General features: G+C 71.4%; 11 protein-coding genes and 1 tRNA gene. 7 read left to right on the top strand and 5 right to left on the bottom strand.

What is annotated here, in order from left to right; translation table 11 throughout:
- Nucleotides 1–19: 19 nt before the first annotated feature.
- A complete protein-coding gene (locus tag ASG23_RS17905; RefSeq protein WP_056027806.1) occupies nt 20–427 on the bottom strand; it encodes a putative quinol monooxygenase in 408 nt (135 codons plus the stop codon).
- 164 nt (nt 428–591) lie between these two features.
- On the opposite strand from ASG23_RS17905, the gene ASG23_RS17900 reads away from it, so the two are divergent.
- From ASG23_RS17900 to ASG23_RS20175, 5 genes are all read left to right on the top strand, one after another.
- Nucleotides 592–2,205: a helix-turn-helix transcriptional regulator gene (locus tag ASG23_RS17900; RefSeq protein WP_056027804.1), complete on the top strand. Its 1,614-nt coding sequence runs from the start codon at nt 592–594 to the stop codon at nt 2,203–2,205.
- A gap of 465 nt (nt 2,206–2,670) precedes the next feature.
- On the top strand, nt 2,671–2,826 hold the full coding sequence (locus ASG23_RS20060; RefSeq protein WP_157465735.1) for a hypothetical protein: 156 nt from the start codon (nt 2,671–2,673) through the stop codon (nt 2,824–2,826).
- A gap of 164 nt (nt 2,827–2,990) precedes the next feature.
- Entirely contained in the window at nt 2,991–6,251 is a 3,261-nt protein-coding gene (locus ASG23_RS17895; protein WP_056027802.1) for a hypothetical protein, read from the top strand.
- 14 nt (nt 6,252–6,265) lie between these two features.
- Complete coding sequence (locus tag ASG23_RS20180) at nt 6,266–11,059, top strand: hypothetical protein (protein ID WP_056027800.1); 4,794 nt, start codon at nt 6,266–6,268, stop codon at nt 11,057–11,059.
- Between the two features lie 47 nt (nt 11,060–11,106).
- A complete protein-coding gene (locus ASG23_RS20175; protein WP_056027798.1) occupies nt 11,107–11,376 on the top strand; it encodes a carbohydrate-binding protein in 270 nt (89 codons plus the stop codon).
- 149 nt (nt 11,377–11,525) lie between these two features.
- Here ASG23_RS20175 and ASG23_RS17880 read toward each other — a convergent pair whose 3' ends face one another.
- From ASG23_RS17880 to ASG23_RS17870, 3 genes are all read right to left on the bottom strand, one after another.
- On the bottom strand, nt 11,526–11,945 hold the full coding sequence (locus tag ASG23_RS17880; RefSeq protein WP_056027795.1) for a hypothetical protein: 420 nt from the start codon (nt 11,943–11,945) through the stop codon (nt 11,526–11,528).
- Between the two features lie 163 nt (nt 11,946–12,108).
- Nucleotides 12,109–12,185: transfer RNA gene (locus tag ASG23_RS17875), tRNA-Leu, on the bottom strand.
- A 28-nt stretch (nt 12,186–12,213) separates the two neighbouring features.
- Nucleotides 12,214–13,191 (bottom strand): SMP-30/gluconolactonase/LRE family protein, encoded by a 978-nt coding sequence (locus ASG23_RS17870; protein ID WP_056027792.1) that lies wholly within the window; start codon nt 13,189–13,191, stop codon nt 12,214–12,216.
- A gap of 129 nt (nt 13,192–13,320) precedes the next feature.
- Here ASG23_RS17870 and ASG23_RS17865 point away from each other — a divergent pair, with 129 nt between their 5' ends.
- Nucleotides 13,321–14,007: an ANTAR domain-containing response regulator gene (locus ASG23_RS17865; RefSeq protein ID WP_056028595.1), complete on the top strand. Its 687-nt coding sequence runs from the start codon at nt 13,321–13,323 to the stop codon at nt 14,005–14,007.
- A 242-nt stretch (nt 14,008–14,249) separates the two neighbouring features.
- Complete coding sequence (locus ASG23_RS17860) at nt 14,250–15,515, top strand: ABC transporter substrate-binding protein (protein WP_056027791.1); 1,266 nt, start codon at nt 14,250–14,252, stop codon at nt 15,513–15,515.
- An 80-nt stretch (nt 15,516–15,595) separates the two neighbouring features.
- Here the strand turns inward: ASG23_RS17860 and ASG23_RS17855 are convergent, their stop codons facing one another.
- Nucleotides 15,596–16,357, bottom strand: a complete 762-nt coding sequence (locus tag ASG23_RS17855; protein WP_056027789.1) for an endonuclease/exonuclease/phosphatase family protein — start codon at nt 16,355–16,357, stop codon at nt 15,596–15,598.
- Nucleotides 16,358–16,395 lie beyond the last annotated feature (38 nt).

Genomic DNA, 16,395 nt, shown 5'->3' with positions numbered 1-16,395 from the left:
GTCGGCGGTCCCGCGCCAGTCAACGGCGCGGCTCCGCGCTCGGCAGGCGGCTGAAGCCGGCGAAGGGTTCACGGATGGTGACGGCGTCCCTACTTCCCTGCGACGCTCCGGCAATCGTCTGGGCCAGTTCGTCGGAGATGGTGCCGTAGATCTGCACGGTGCTCTCCGGCTCGAGGTAGTCGGCGTACGCCTCGCCGATGTGCTTAAAGATCAGCCTCATGTGGGTGGCCATCGAGTCGGCGTCGGGGTGGACCTGTACGACGGTCACGAGGTCGGAGTCCGGTGCGGTGTAGCCGAAGAACGAGTGCAGCCGCGGCTCGTTGGGCTCGACGACACCGGTGCAGAACTCGGTGAAGTACTCCATGAAGTCATCGCGCTTGCCCGGCTTGACCCGATGGGTGCCGACGAAGATGAACGGTGCGGTCATTTCGGTTCCTCCTGACCTTCGTCCGACGGGTTCGGGCGTGTGGCTCCAGATTCCGACGGCACGCACCGACCCGGCTTCGGCATCGACTGCCGACCTGCCCGGCGCCCGAATGGGTATTCCTGCCCAGGGCCACCGGCTGGCAGGATTGACGTGGGTGAACCCTGATGACCGCGTCCGATGACAATCTGGGCGCCGCGCGCGAGCACCACAGCGCGTCGCGGTGGGTCGAAGCCTGTGAGCGGTACGCCGCGGCGGATCGCGTCTCGCCAATCTCGGTCGAGGATCGCGAAGATTGGGCGGAGGCCGCACAGATCGGTGGGCGGATCTCCGAGGCGGTGCAGCAACTGGCTCTCTGCTTCGAGGAGCGCGTCGCTACAGGGGCCATCCACGAGGCGACGCGCGCGACGTACTGGCTGTGGAGTGCACACGCCTTCGCTCGGGCGGAGTTCGCGATCGGCGCCGGTTGGGTCGAGCGCGCCCGCGAGGCAGCGGGTAGTGAGGAGTACGGATGGCTGCTGATCCCGCAGGCCTACCGGCACTTCGGGCGCTGTGATTGGCAGACCGCTGAGGGGATGCTGCACCGGGCGGCGGAGCTCGGCATGGGTCGCGGCGACGTCGATCTGGTCACGATCGCCACGACCATGCGGGGTCGGGCGACGCTGAAGCTCGGGTTCCTCGATCGCGGCATCGCACTGCTCGACGAGGCCATGGTCCGGATCCTCACCCGGTCGACGTCGGTGCGCGCGACGAGCGCAATGTACTGCGCCGCGATCGGGTCCTGTTACGAAGCGCACGAGGTCAGGCGAGCCGCGGAGTGGTCGACTGCCCTTGATGGCTGGCTCTCGAATGTCCCCTCGTTGTCGGGCGTCTACTACGGCAACTGCCGGATCTACCGTGCGATGCTGCTTCGCCTGCGAGGCGAGTGGACACGCAGCGTAGAAGAGCTGGAGAACACGTGCGTCGGGCTCGCCTCCGATGCCCAACTCATCGTCGGACACGCGTGGTACGAACTTGGCGACGTGCGACGCCTTCAGGGGAAGGCCAACGCCTCAGAGGCGTACGAGCGGGCTGTCACCTCGGGGCACTCAGGACAGCCCGGGTTGGCGCTGCTGCGGTGGCGGGAGGGTGATCTCGCTGCCGCGGAGTCGGGCATCCGGCGCGCGCTGGCCGAGCTGACCCAGGTCGATGAGCGGCTGGCCATCCTTCCCGCAGCGGCCGAGGTCGCCATCGCGTGCGGCGAGTTCGAGATGGCGGACAGCTGCGTCGGGGAGATCGAGCGCGCGCTGGCCACATACCCCACGCCCGCGCTGCGAGCCACCGCCGACTCGATCCGTGGCTGCTTGCAGCTCGCCCAGGGGTCGGCGACGAAGGCGCTACCGCGACTACGAGCAGCATCCGACACGTGGCGCGAGCTCGGCGCGCCGTACGAGGCGGCCGCCGCCGGCCTCCACCTGGCCGAGGCTAGGCGGGCCGTTGGTGACGAGGAGGGGGCGGCCCTGGAGTTCCGCGCCTGCCTCGCGACCTTCGAGCACCTTGGTGCGCGTCCCGACGCCGACCGGGCCCGCCAGCTGTCGGGCGAAGCCGACCATGCCCTGAGCCCGCGCGAGACACACGTGCTCCGGCTCATCGTCGACGGCCAGACGAATGCTGAGATCGCCGCGAACCTGCACCTCAGCGAGCGAACAGTTCACCGGCACGTGAGCAACATCCTCACCAAGCTCGGCCTGCCGTCCCGGACCGCCGCGGCGGTCCATGCGGTGAGGAGCGGCCTTGTCTGAGATCGCCATCGGGCTGTCACTGCTCGGTTGCAAGGTCGACGATCCGCATGGTGCCGTCCTCCTCGGCAGCCTCCTGTTGCAGGCAGGTGTGCGCCGCTGGCGGCACGCACGAGTTGGCGGCGACGCCCTGGGCACGTAACCCCGAGGTCGCAAGCGCCCGGTCTCTCGTCTGGGGGTTCGATGCACCCTGGCATCAGCTTCGCAGCATGGCTTCAGATTCATCGGCCGCGCTGGGCGTAGTGGCAGGCTTCCTGCGCGGGGACGTGCGCGAAGCGGTTGGCCGCTGCCGCGTATTGAGGATGGTCCACGAGGTCGGTGACTGCTGCCGCGATCTTGTCCGTGGCCCGCCACCGCGCACGCCTCGGTCTGAGAAGGGTTCTGACCGGCCACAGTGCAGGAGCGCGCCACGGGCGTACGGTCGAGAGGACGAGGGCGCCGCCGGGCGCACGCAGAGGAGGCAGATCGATGACCACGGATATCCCGCCGCTCCCCGACGACGAGACCCGGGCTCACGCGACCGAGCCCGCCGAGGGTGCTGCCGCATCGTCGACGGCCGAGCCGACCGACGAGCGCCGGCACGCCAGCGAGCCGGCCGAGGGTGAGGACGTCGCCGACGCCTGACTCGGCCACGGCGACGTCGACGTCGGGCGGACGCGGGGTCCACCACCGGGCGCGCGGGCGACGTTCACCCGAAAGGCGTAGCGGGAAGACGTGAACCGGAGCATGATCGCTCTCGAAGGCGCCCAAAACGGCACGAAGCGGGCGCGGCGAGGGGGCGGTGCTGCATGGGCCAGCCGGACGAACGGCCGCAGTCGGTCGACACGAGGCTCCTGCGCACCCGCGACCTGGTCGACCTGAGGCTGGAGGCTCTCGGCTGCACGGTCGAACCGACCGACGGCGGCGCGGAGCTGGTCGCTGGTCCCGATGCGTCGCTCGTCGTCCACTTCCCCCCGCAGCACGTGGGCGAGGAGGTCTGGCAGGCGGGAGCGCCGCCACCCCCTCCCGCGAAGCCGGGGAGTCCGTCGCGTCACGTCGCGGCCGGGCCGACGCGGCTCGTCTACGAGGTGCCCGAAGGCACCCGGATCACCTACACGCTCGAGAAGGTTCTCGACGCGATCCAGACCCTGCGGCTGCGGGTGGCGCCCGGCGCGACCGAGAACGGCGAGTCGAACGGCTCGGGCATCGAACCGCCGCGCGACGTGGAGACCGCGATCGAGGCCCCGTACCGCCTGATCGTCTCGCCGAGTGCGCGGGGCGCGTTCCGCCACGAGACGAGCCCGAAGGGTCCGAGCGACCGGTCGGAGCTCTGGCGCACACACCTGACGGTCCGCAGGGCCGACGGGACCGTCGACGACGACGACGCCGACCAGCGCATCGTCCGCGCGCTGTGGACCCGCGACGACGAGCTCCCGCCGCCCGGCTTCGACCAGCCGCTCGTCCCGTTCGACCGCACCGCGATCGTCACGCAGACCCATGGCGGCAACCCGGAGAACGCACGCACGCCGCTCGAGGTCTCCCGCCTGAGCCTGTCCAGCCTCGGCGCCTGGTTCGACTGGAAGCAGTCCTGGGAGTTCCCCGCCAACATCGTCGACTATCGGCACCAGGCGTTCATGGGGCGCGACGGGTACGTCCGGGTGGCGTACCCGGGGATCCTGTTCCCGTTCGGGCACCGGTGCTTCCTGGTCAAGATCACGGAGCGGGAGGTCAAGCACCGAGACACCCCGGTCGCGTACCTGTGGCAGCGCTGGTTCATCATCGTGCGGCAGCCCACGCGGACGTACCCGCCGACTGACCTCGACAACCCGTTTGGCCAGGTCACGGTCAGCCCGCTGGTCACGCCGGACATCGACAAGCCGCCAGAGGACCAGCAGCCGTTCGTGCCGACGCGCAACGGTGTCCCGTTCCCGTTCACGCTCACGACCGTCGACCGTGGTGGCGAGACGCGGAGCTGGCCAGCCCCGCTCGTGTTCGTTCAGGCAGGCAAGGACGGACCGCAGACGTTCGTCTTCCACGCCGAGGACGCCTCGCCGCGGTACTTCCCGGTGCGGCACATCCAGGGACGCGGGCAGACGCTGGCGGTGGCGAAGCCTGTCAAGGCGGGCGACACGTCGATCGAGGTCGGGCACCTGATCTTCGACGGTGAGATCGACTCCGCCAACGTGACGAGCCGGCCGTTCCTCACCGAGACGCGGTCGATCGTGCCGTCGATGCGGCACCTCGCCCCGCAGGCTCCGGCAGTGGACCTCGTCTTCGCCAAGCCGTACCTCGCGAACGGCCTCCCGGCACGGGCGCTCGACGCCAAGCCGGTCCCCGGCGAACCCAACGCGGGCGAGCTCATCCTTGCCCTGAAGAGCGCGCCGCCCGCCGTCGACTTCTCGAAGGGGTCGGACCGGGCCGGCGGGTTCGTCGCGCCCAACCTGGCCGTCCGAGGGATCTCCCGTGCGCTCGGTGCGATCGGGGAGAGCGGCAACGCGCCGTCGGCGTTCGACGCGGCGAAGTTCGACCCCGGGGAGCTCCTGGCAGGCGCACTGCCCAAGCTGTTCGGGCTGTTCAGCCTCCTGGACCTGCTCGAGGAAGCGGGTCTCGACGAGGCTCCGGCCTTCGTGTCCGACGCGGTCGACGCCGTCACCAAGCTGCTCACCGAGGCGCAGCGGCTCAAGCAGGCTCTCGAGGACGCTGAGGCCCGACTGACGCAGGAGGTCGCGAACGCCGCGCACGGGGGAGCGCAGGCGGTCGCCCAGCACGCGAAGGACCAGCTCGACGCTGTCGTCGGCAACCTCACCACCCACCTCGACGCGCTGATCGCCGCAGTGCAGGGCCTGCCCGGCAACCCCGACGCGGTGAGCGCCGCAGCCGTCGCGCTCGCCGGCGACCTGCAGCCGCTGCTCGACGCCATCGGCGTGCCCGGCGTGCCTGCAGCGCTCCGGTCCGCGCTGGAGAAGCCCGTCGCGACCCTGAAGACGCTCACGGACCTCGCCAAGGACGCCGCCGGGCTGGCGCAGATGCTCGAGGGGATCGCGGGCGGTCAGGTCACCGCACGGATGTCGTGGCGGCCGCTGATCAAGCCGTGGGGGCTGCCGGGCGCGCCCAACATCTTCAAGCCGAAGCCCGACTCGCTGCACCTCGACGTCGAGGTCCGCGCGTCCGCCACCGCGCCGCCGGCGGTCGACATCGTCGCGGAGATCGTCGACTTCGACCTCAACCTCATCGGCGACGGCGACGCCGGGCTGATGAAGCTGATGTTCCGCCGGATCGGGTTCCACGCGGGGTCGTCGGGAAAGCCCGAGGTTGACGTGGTGTTCGGCGGGCTCGGGTTCCTCGGGCCGCTGTCGTTCGTCGACCGGCTGCGCGAGCTCATCCCGTTCGACGGCTTCTCCGACCCGCCCTACGTCGACGTCGCTCCCGAGGGCGTGACGGCCGGGTTCGACCTCACGCTCCCGAACGTGTCGGTCGGCGTGTTCAGCCTGGAAAACATCTCGCTGGGCGCCGACGCGCGGGTGCCGTTCCTCGGCGAAGCGATGACCGTCGGCTTCCACTTCTGCTCGAAGGACGCACCCTTCCGGCTCACGGTCATGTGCGTCGGTGGCGGCGGGTGGCTCGTGGTGCGGGCGGCGCCCAAGGGGCTGGTCCTCCTGGAGCTCGGGCTCGAGGCGTGCGCGTCGCTGTCGGTCGACCTCGGCGTCGCGTCGGGCTCGGTGTCGATCTCCGTCGGCGTCTACCTGCGGCTCGAGGCGGACAAGGGACTGTTCACCGCGTACTTCAGGATCCGCGGCGAGGTGGACGTGCTCGGCCTCATCAGCGCCTCGATCACGCTCGAGCTGTCGCTGACCTACCACTTCGAGACCGGCAAGCTCATCGGTCGAGCCTCGCTGGTGGTCGAGATCGGGGTGCTGTTCTTCTCCGCCTCCGTGGAGATCTCGGTCGAGCGCAAGCTGGCCGGCTCGAAGGGGGATCCGACGATGTACCAGGTCATGCCGCCCGACGGCATGGGCACGAACGCCGACTGGGCCGAGTACTGCGGCGCGTTCGCGCCCGTGCCGGCGTAAGCGCAGGAGGACCGATGCCCACGACCGTCCTGGCGACCGCCCTGCCGCACTCGCTCGCCGATGACGCCCCTTTCCAGCTCACCGTCTTCCTCACGCACAAGCTCGTCGGCGGCGCTCTCCTGTCCGACTTCCCGGCAGCCGCCGACTGGCCGACGACTCTCGCCGGCTGCACGTTCGCGCTGGAGACCTCGCTCGGGACGAGTCTCCCTCTGCGCGTCGTGTCCGTCGCCGACGCCGCCTCGTGGTCGGCCGTGCTGCCCCCGGGCACGCCGGTCGACGGCTTCCCGACGCCCGCTCTCTCCGACGAGACGTGGCGGACCAACCCTGCGAGCCGGATGAGCGACCACGCCGTGGACCTGCACCTCGCGGCGATCACGGCGGCGCCGCTGACGAGGCCCCGCCTCGCGGGAGATCCCGTGGCCGGCGGGATGCTGCGCACCCTCGCGAACCTGGACCAGGGTGGCCCGCTCTGGCGGCTGCTCGACGACGAGGCGGGTCGCGCGCGGCGCTCGTTGCAGATCGCCGGCCGCCGGCTCCGAGATGCACTGACCACGATCGGCCCGCTCACCGAGGTCGACGACACCGACCCCGAGCACGGCCACGGCGGGGAGACCCCACCACTGCCGCCGTACCAGTCGGAGATCGCCGACCAGGACTCGCCCGTCCAGGTGCTTCTGGACGATCCCGAGGCGGACACGCGAGTGACCCGGCAGCTGGACGCGCTGGCGGGGCAGGACCTGTCCGGGGACCCGCAGCTGCAGCTGATCGCTGACGCGCACGCCATGCGGCGCTACTACGAACGGCCCGAGCAGCCGCAGCAGACACCTCGCACGGAGCCGGACCCCGCCGCGCCACCGACGCCTCGGCCGGACCGACCCGAGCACGACTTCCACGCCAAGGTCGGCTCCTTCGGGTCGACGCCCGCCCTGCTGCGGCGGCTCGGGCTGGCGGTCGACGTCGTGCTCGACGGCGTCGATGCCACCCGGGCCCGTGCAGCGCTCGCCCGCGCGACCTGGGTGAGCGTGACCCTCACGTCGCCCGATGCCGACCTGCAGGTGCTCCCACCGCGGAAGACCGCCGTGGTCGTCGACGGCCCCGTCTTCGCGGCGCTGTCGAGCAACGCGTGGGTCGGCGGCGCGCTGCCGCTCGGTGACGACGAGTGGGTCGTGCTCGACGTCGACCCGGACGCGTCCGGCCTCAAGCTGGACCAGCACGCGCGCGACCTCGCGCGGCAGTACGCGAGCGAGGCGAACGGGGACCATGCGACCTCCGCTCCAGGGACGCTTCGCTCGACGGGCTTCGCACTCGCTCGTCGTGAGCGTGCCGCCCAGCTGCGCGCGCGCGTCCAGGAGGCCGAGGCGTTGGCTGTCGACGACGGCACGCGCGAGCTGCTGCTGGACGACGTCGTGCGCGGCATCCGGATCGAGGTGTGGGACGACGTGACCAAGGAGTGGCACAGCCTGCACCGCCGGCGAGTCACGGTGACGGCGGCGCCCGGCGGACTCAGCGTGCTGGCCGACCAGCCCGACGTGGGGTTCCTGCAGCTCTCCGCGCTGAACCGGGCGCCCGGCGACGAGACGAACGGGTACTACCTGCACGAGGTCGTCGCGGGGTGGGACGGCTGGAGCCTGTCCGCGCCGCGGCCCGGACTGACTATCGTGCACGTCGAGCCGCCGGGTCCCGACGGAGCGACCGAGGCCGTCGTCGACACCCTGCCTGACGAGCCGATCGACGGCGCGCACACGGTCTCGCGCGTCGAGCCGCTGTCGCTTCCCCGGCTGCGGTACGGCACGTCGTACAGCTTCCGGGTGCTGGCCGTCGACCTGGCCGGCAACTCGGTCCCGCAGGTGCCGCGGCGTCGGCCGCGTCGACCGGGCGAGCGTCAGGTCGGCGCCGCCCGTGACCACCTGGACCGCGTGCGGGAGGCATACGTGCGTCGGGACCGCGCCGGCGTCGCGGAGGCGAGGCGGCACGCGGTGATCGAGCACCTGCGGGTGGAGCCGCCGCAGGCGGCGCTACTGCCCGACGAGCTGCTGTCCGGTGACGCGCGACTCGACGCGACGCTCGAGAACCTGGTGGCACGGGCGACCGCGCCGGACGAGACAGCGCCCGTCCAGCGGCTGTTCGACGACGTCGCGGCGGCGTCGCGGATCCTCGCCGAGTCGCGGGCCACCCTGCGTGTGCGCCCACAGCTGCGGATCGACGCGGGCGAGTTCGCGGGACTGGCCGCCAACGACGACCTCCAGCTGCCCGACGAGGTGCGCCTGCCCCTCCGGTCCGTCGTCACGACGCCGCGGCCCTACCTGCGGTGGGAACCGGTCCCGGCCCCCGCGCTCGTCGTGCGGGTGGAGCTCACACCGGGGGAGCAGCCCGCCGCGCTGGTGGTGCGCAGCGGCGGCCCCGCGACGTCCGAGCGCCACCTCGCCCCGCCCAAGGCCACCCAGCTCGAGGCCGAGACCGCCGGCGAGTTCGACAAAGCGATCGGCACGGGCGACGCGGCCGAGATCAAGCGTCTGTACGCCCTCGCGCTAGCTGAGCGTGGCACGCTCCTCGACCAGTTCGTGCCCAGCCTGACCGACGCCACCGCGACCGTCGAGCAGCCCGGCATCGCGCTGGTCGACCGTCCCGGGGCCGACACGGGCTCGGCCCACCGGGCGACCCTCGCCGAGATCACGGCCGACCGCGGTCGACCCATCGGTGAGGGCCAGTACGTCGTGCACGACACCGACGCGTTGCGACTCCCGTACCTGCCCGACCCGTACGCGACCGGGATCTCGCTGGTCTTCTACGAGGCGGGCGCGCCGCACGTGCTGCCGGAGCCGCGCGCCCTCCAGGCGGTCTCGGTGCCCTACCCCGGCGTGTGGCCGTCCCTGCAGCCGCTGCGGCTCGTCGTCGAGGCCGGTGAGGTCCTCGGCGCTCAGGTCGTCGGTCACGAGGTGCATGTGCAGCTGCCGCCGGGCGAACAGGTCCGCGTCGCCGTGTCGAGCACCCTGGACGCGAGCTCGCTCGACAAGTTCGGCCTGTGGAGGTCGCACCTGGCCAGCGCGGTCGACCCCACCGACGGGTACACCACGGACGAGGTGATCGCCGCAGCCGCCCTCATGCGCGCCGCGTCGTCCGGGTGGACCTGGTGGCTCACGCCCTCGACCGACGTCCGCCTGGTGCACGCGGTGCCGACGCCGGTGCGGCCTCCCGAGCTCACGGTGCTCGACCTGTTCCTGCGTCCGCCCGGCCGTTCGGTCGCCGCCTTCACCGGGCTGCTCGACGTGCACGGCGCGAGCACGGACACGGTGGTCGTCCGGGCGTCGTGGACCGAGACGGTCGACGACCCGACGGCGTCGACGCCGCAGGTGGTGTCGAAGTCCGACGTCGTCGTGCGCTCGGCGGTTGCGGAGCGCGAGACGACCGGAGTGCTGTTCCTCCACGACTTCCTGCCGACCGGTCCTCTCGCGCAGGCGCTCGGCGGCATCGGGTTCCACCGGATGCTGCAGACCTTCGAGGACACCCACTACCGGCGGGTCACCTACGTTCCGAGCGGGGCCACCCGCTACGCCGAGTTCTTCCCGCCCGACCAGATCCCGGCCGATCCCGTGCCCGGCGAGGCCGTGGTGCTCGACATCCCGTCGTCCGCACGCCCGGCGGCGCCCTTGGTGCTCGACGCCGTGCCGCTGCTGCGCTGGGAGCAGCAGCCCGAGCCGGCCGACCCGTTCGCGTGGCGGCAGGTCCGCCGCTCGGGCGTCCGCGTCTGGCTGGCGCGCCCGTGGTTCTCCTCGGGTGACGGTGAGCTGCTGGGCGTCCTCGTGTTCGACACCGACGAGTGGGTGCAGGACGGGGACGGCACGTGGTCCCGCCAGGCCAAAGCCAGGCAGGCGCCCGACGGCGCGACGAGCCTGTGGGCAGCGGACCCGATCGTCCAGCACGGCGGTGCGACGACCAACCCGACCGTGCCGCCGCTGCTCACGTTCGACCAGCTGGTGCTCGACGTGGTCGAGACGGGCGCAGCCGAGGCGGTCGGGATCCGTCCGCCGCTCGACGGCGAGGTGTTCGGCGGGCGCGACCGCGGCTGGCCGGACGGCCCCGGGAACCCGGTCGCGGTAGCCGCGTCCGTGCCGCTGCGGGACGTGCGTGGGCACCCCGCGGTCAGAGTGCTCGGCTACCAGCCGGAGTTCGACGAGGCCACCGGACGCTGGTTCGTCGACGTCGCACTGCAGGAGACCCCCGCGCTGTGGCCGTTCGTGCGCCTGGCCGTCGCTCGCTTCCAGCCGCAGTCGATCGAGGGCTGCTCGCTCTCGCCGGTCGCGCTGACGGGCTGGGTGCAGCCCCTTCCCTCCCGCACGCTCACCGTGAGCCGTCCCGACCCGGGGCACGTCCAGGTCACTCTGACCGGCGTCGTGAGCTGGCTGCGGTTCGACCCGCACGGCGGCCCGGAGTTCCAGGGTGACCAGCTGAGCGCCGACAGCCCGACCGGCGACGCGGCGACCCGGGCCTCCCGGCTGCAGCAGTCGCGGACCGTGCGGGCGACCGTCCAGAGCAGGGTCGCGGGGGCCGGCGATCTGGAGTGGTCGACCGTCTCGGCGTCTGCGCTGCTCGCGGTGAGCGTCGAGGAGGCCGGCGCGTTCCGGGCCACCTGGACCGGGTCCGTGCTGCTGCCCGAGAGCGAGGGGTCTCCCAGTCTGCGGCAGCCCGGGTCGGTCGAGTCGGACTGGCGGGTGCTGGTGGAGGAGCACGAGCTGCTCGACGCCGACCCGACGGTGCCGGGAGTCGCGGGCGTGCCGCGACTCGTCTATGCGGACGGTGTCGCGTTGTAGGTCGGGCAGAGAGTGGCTGCGCGACGAGGTCTCGGGCGGTCACGCGCGTGTTCACCACCGGTGACGTGGTCGTCTACAACGGCAAGAAGTACAAGGCGATGTGGTGGACGCGCAACCAGGCCCCCGGTGGAGTCGGAGGTCCGTGGTCCGAGGTGCCGGCGCCGGTGCCTGCCGGCTCCTACCCCGCGTGGAGCGCGGCAACCGTCAACTTCGGCGGCGAGAAGGTGACCTATCTCGGTCACACCGACCAGGCGCAGTGGTGGACGGCAGGCGTCGCTCCGGGAACTGCCCGGAGCGCCTGGAAGCTCCTCGCCTGATAGGGATCGGTTCAGGAGAGGGCCCTTCCGTCCCCGCGGGCCGTCCCGCGTCGCGGAGCCACCCGATGGTGGAGCACTCGGGTCGATCTCCGATGTGCGCAGGTCGTTGTGCGGACGCGCCAGGCGGACGCGACCGCGGCACTGCTCGCCTACGACAGCCTCGAGGCCCACTGCGCCTTCTCCCGGCGGATGTCCCGGTGCTGCTCCTGGAGCAGGAGCGGTCCGTCGGCGCAGGCCTGCAGGCTCACGGTGGCGACTGCCCGGATCGACGGCCAATCGTCGTCGGTGAAACCCGGGGTAGTCGCAGCACGCGCGCGGAGCGCGATCTGACGTAGCTCGTCGGCGACCTCTCGGGCGCGATGCTCTGGGTCGGCGGGCAGCACCGCGGCGATGACGATCTCGTCTCCCAGCCGTTCGAGCGCGCTGCGCGTTGCGCTAGCGCCGGGTGCGAAAGCGCTCGAGCCGCCGCAGCTCCGTCGTGCCGGTTCCGTCGTCGGCTCGAGCGCTTCAAGCTTGTGCCCGCCGAGTACGCCGACGTGCACGCGGATCAGATTGTCGTCGAGGTGCACAGCCCGACGGTGCCCCTTGTCCTCGAGCCTGCCGGTCGCCGTCTCGACGGTCCGTCGGACCCGCTTCTCGACGCTTGCCGGGACCCCATGTGCGGTCGGTGGGGACAGAATTGGGGGCCCGTGGGGACAGACGGTTCGACGAGGCCTCTGAACTGCGAAAACATGGTGCCCCGAGTGGGATTCGAACCCACACTGGATCGGGTTTGAGCCGAACGCCTCTGCCGGTTGGGCTATCGGGGCCGTGCAGCAGGATAGCCGGACCCGGCGGTCATCTGGGTGCGCGGATGCGGCTGACGGTGAACGGTCCGGGGACCTCGCCGGCGGACCGCTCCCCGAACTGGCTGTTCACGACGAGCAGGGGTCCTCCGACCAGCGCGGCGGTGGTCGGGTCGTCGAACCCGGGGTCGGTGGTGCGGGACGCGACGGTGCCGGACGTGAGGCGGCGATCGAGGGTGATCGTGACGACGTACCCGACGTCGCCCTGGCGTTCGACGGCGAAGAGGGTGCGGCCGGTCAGGACGAGGCCGTCGCCGGCGACGGTCATCCCGCCGAGGTCGACGGGCTGGACGCTGCGGTCGGTGAGACCGACCCGGAACAGGGTGGCGGTGTTCGACTGTGCGACGACGGCGTACCGGCCGTCGGGCGAGACCACGATGCCGTTGACGTTGAACCCGGGTGCGTACGTCAGGGCGGTCCCCGTGAAGTCGAGGAACGTCGGCAGGGTCTCGACGTCTGACGTGCTGCGATCGGAGCGCTCGATCCGGTAGAGCGCGGGCCGCAACGAGTCGGTCACGTACACGTCGCCGCGCGGGCTGATCGCGATGTCGTTGAGGAAGGTCGGGGCGCCGGTCTGCTCGACCTGCCACGAACCGGTGAGCTCGCCGGTGCGCACGTCGTAGGCGAAGACTCGGCCGGTTGCTCCACCGGCGACGAACAGGGTGCGACCGTCGACCTTCATGCCGACCGCGGACGTGCGACCGTCGGCGCCGCCCGGGAGGAACGGGGTCGCGGTGGGGGAGCGCAGGTCGCCGCGATAGACGGTGCCGTCGGTCGTGCTGCCGACGTAGAAGGTGTCGCCGCGTGCAGCGATGCCTTCGGGGTAGATGTCCGCAGCGGCCGTCCCCGCCGGGTCGAGCAGGTAGTCCGTGGGCTTGTCGCGGGCGCTCGCCGCGGGGGCGGCGACCACGAGCAGGAGCAGAGCGGTCGCGGCAGCGAGGGCCGCGCGGACGGATGGGTGGCTGCGCATGATCGGGGCCTCCTCGGACGTGTCCGAACCCCTCGAGGCTACGTCCGGCGCCGGAGGAACGCGCCGCGTGGGCTGCCTCACAGGTTCACCTACTGCGAAGCGAGCCGCGCCGCCCACTACTCTGTGCACGTGAGCACCGACGCGACCCCCGAACCCACCGAGGCGGCCCCTGACGCCCTCGACCTGAGCACTCCGGCTCCGACGGGCGAGCCGACGACCCCCGCACCGGCACGTGCAGCGCGGCGCGCGGTCGTCGCCGAGGACGAGGCGCTGATCCGCATGGACGTCGTCGAGACCCTGCGTGATGCGGGCTTCGACGTGGTCGGCGAGGCCGGCGACGGCGAGCAGGCCGTGCAGCTGGTCACGGAGCTGAAGCCCGACGTCGTCGTGATGGACGTGAAGATGCCTGTCCTCGACGGCATCTCGGCGGCAGAGCGCATCGGCAAGCTGCACCTGGCTCCCGTGGTGCTGTTGACGGCCTTCTCGCAGAAGGAGCTCGTCGAGCGCGCGCGGGACGCCGGCGCGATGGCCTACGTGATCAAGCCGTTCAGCCCGGCCGACCTGCTGCCCGCTGTGGAGATCGCGATCTCCCGGTACGCGCAGATCACCGCGCTGGAGTCCGAGGTCGCGGACCTCGCGGAGCGGTTCGAGACGCGCAAGCGGGTGGACCGGGCGAAGGGCCTGCTCATGACCAAGATGGGTCTGACGGAGCCGGAGTCGTTCCGCTGGATCCAGAAGACGTCGATGGACCGTCGCCTGACCATGCGTGAGGTGGCCGACGCGGTCATCGAGCAGGTGGGTGGCGGGTCGTCCTGACGCGTGCATGACGGGGCCGGTCCGACTCACGTCGGGCCGGCCTTCGTCGTGTCCGGATACGACGCATCTGTCGGTCGGACGTCCAGATCGGGGGTTACTGGTTGGTCACAACTCGGCAACAACCCGCTCTGGGACATGTTGATTCACATCGCGGACACAAACAATGAGTACTTTCGCGCCACACCCTGCAGGATCCCTACCGGGTTCCGCGGATCGCAGTACTTCACAGAGGGGTACCACGCATGATTCGTTCGACACACGCAGTTCGGGCCGCGGCCCTGGCTGGCGCAGCAGCGCTGGTCCTTGCCGCCTGCAGCTCCGGCGACAGCGGCGACGACGCGACCGACGGCGCCACCGCCGACTCCGGCAGCCCGCTGATCGTGGGCACGCTCCTCCCGCAGACCGGGTCGCTCGCCCAGCTCGGCCCGCCCGAGATCGCGGGCGTGGACCTGGCCGTCAAGGACATCAACGCCGCGGGCGGAGTCCTCGGTCAGGACATCCAGGTCGAGCACACGGACTCCTCCGACGCCGAGCACGCCGAGGTCGCCACCCAGTCGGTGCAGGACCTCATCAGCCAGGACGTCTCGGTCATCATCGGTGCCGCGTCGTCCTCGGTGACCCGCAACGTGATCGACGACATCACGGGCGCGAACATCGTCCAGATCTCGCCGGCCAACACGGCCACGGACCTCTCCGGCTACAGCGACTTCTACTTCCGGACCGCACCGCCGGACACGGTCCAGGGTGCGGCGCTCGCCAACCTGATCCTCGGTGACGGTGCGGTGAACCCGGGCGTCATCGTCTTCAACGACGACTACGGCACGTCGCTGCGCAACGTCGTCGAGAAGGTCGTGACGGACGCCGGCGCCACGCTGTCCTACGGGACCGCCGGCCAGGAGTTCGACCCGAACGAGACGAACTTCAACACGATCGTCAGCGGAGCGCTCGCCACGAGCCCCGACGCGATCGCGATCATCGCGTTCACCACCCAGACGCCGCTGATCGTCTCGGAGCTCGCTGCTCAGGGCTACGACATGTCGAAGGTCTACTTCGTCGACGGCAACCTCACGCAGTTCGGTGAGGAGTTCCAGGCGGGGCTGCTCGAGGGTGCCCAGGGCACGCTGCCGGGCGCCTTCCCGAGCGACGAGTTCCAGGCCCGCCTCCTGGAGATCAACGACGGTCTGACGGACTTCTCGTACGCGGCGGAGTCCTACGACGCGACGATCCTCGCGGCCCTCGCGGCCGTGAAGGGCGGCGCCACGGACGGCGAGACCATCCAGGCCAACATGGCTGCGGTCTCCGGTGCCGACGGCGGCGAGAAGTGCGCGACGTTCGAGGAGTGCCTCGAGCTGCTCGACGCCGGCGAGGACATCGACTACGAGGCGCAGTCGGGTGCCGGTCCGTTCAACGCGGACAACGACCCGTCGAACGCGTACATCGGCGTCTACAAGTTCGGTGCCGACAACAAGTACACGTTCAGCAAGTCGGAGTTCGGCGAGGTCGGCTGACCGCGCCCTTGATCGACTGACCGGAGGCCGGCGCGGAGAGATCCTCGCCGGCCTCCGGCGCGTCCGGCCTTCGAAGCTCCTTAGTACGAGACGTCGACCACGAGCGCCCTATGGTCTGACAGGCCCGTGTCGACGGCGCGAGCGGCCCCCAGAGGCTCCACACGGCCGTCCGCGAGGATGTGGTCCAGCTGGCGCAGCGGGTGCGCCACGGGAAACGTGGCGGCCGTCGCGAGCGGGCGCATGCCAGACACGCGCGCCGGCCGGTCGCCGCCGATGTTGAGGTCGCCCATGAGGACGAGCGGGCGGGGGAGCGCCGAGACGTACGAGACGAGCGTGCGCAGCTGCCGGGTGCTCCACCCCGGGATGAACGTCAGGTGCGTCGCCACGACCGTCACGTCGCCGTGGGGCCCCTGGACCACCGCGGCGAGGGCGGCGCGGGGCTCGTCGCTGACCAGCGCCGGCCAGCGGTTGCCGGGCCACAGGACGGGAGCCCGTCGGCGCAGCACCGGAAGCTTGAGGACACGCCACTCGCGGACCGGGTGCCGGCTCAGCAGCGCGATCCCGTAGGACGCCGTCGCCGGCTGGTGGTCGCCGGTCGCGGCCGTCCAGAGCCCGGGCTCGCCGTGCAGCACGGCGGCGAACCGGTGCTCCGGGGCGCCCATGGCCTCGGCGGCCAGGACGGTGAGGTCGGCGCCGTGCGACCGCGGCTGGTCACGGTCCACCTCCTGCAGCGCGAGCACGTCGGCGTCCAGGTCGCGGACGGCCGCGGAGAAGCGGTCGAGGTCCACCTGCCCGTCGGCGAGGGAGCGCGCGTGCAGGATGTTGAAGGTGGCGAGGCGCATCCCGTTGATTGTTCCTGTCGACCTGCGAGCCCGCCCGT

The sequence above is a fragment of the Cellulomonas sp. Leaf395 genome, from assembly GCF_001424125.1.
GTDB lineage: Bacteria > Actinomycetota > Actinomycetes > Actinomycetales > Cellulomonadaceae > Cellulomonas.
Note: the sequence above shows the minus strand (reverse complement) of the source record. Positions and strands in the feature narration are given on the sequence as shown.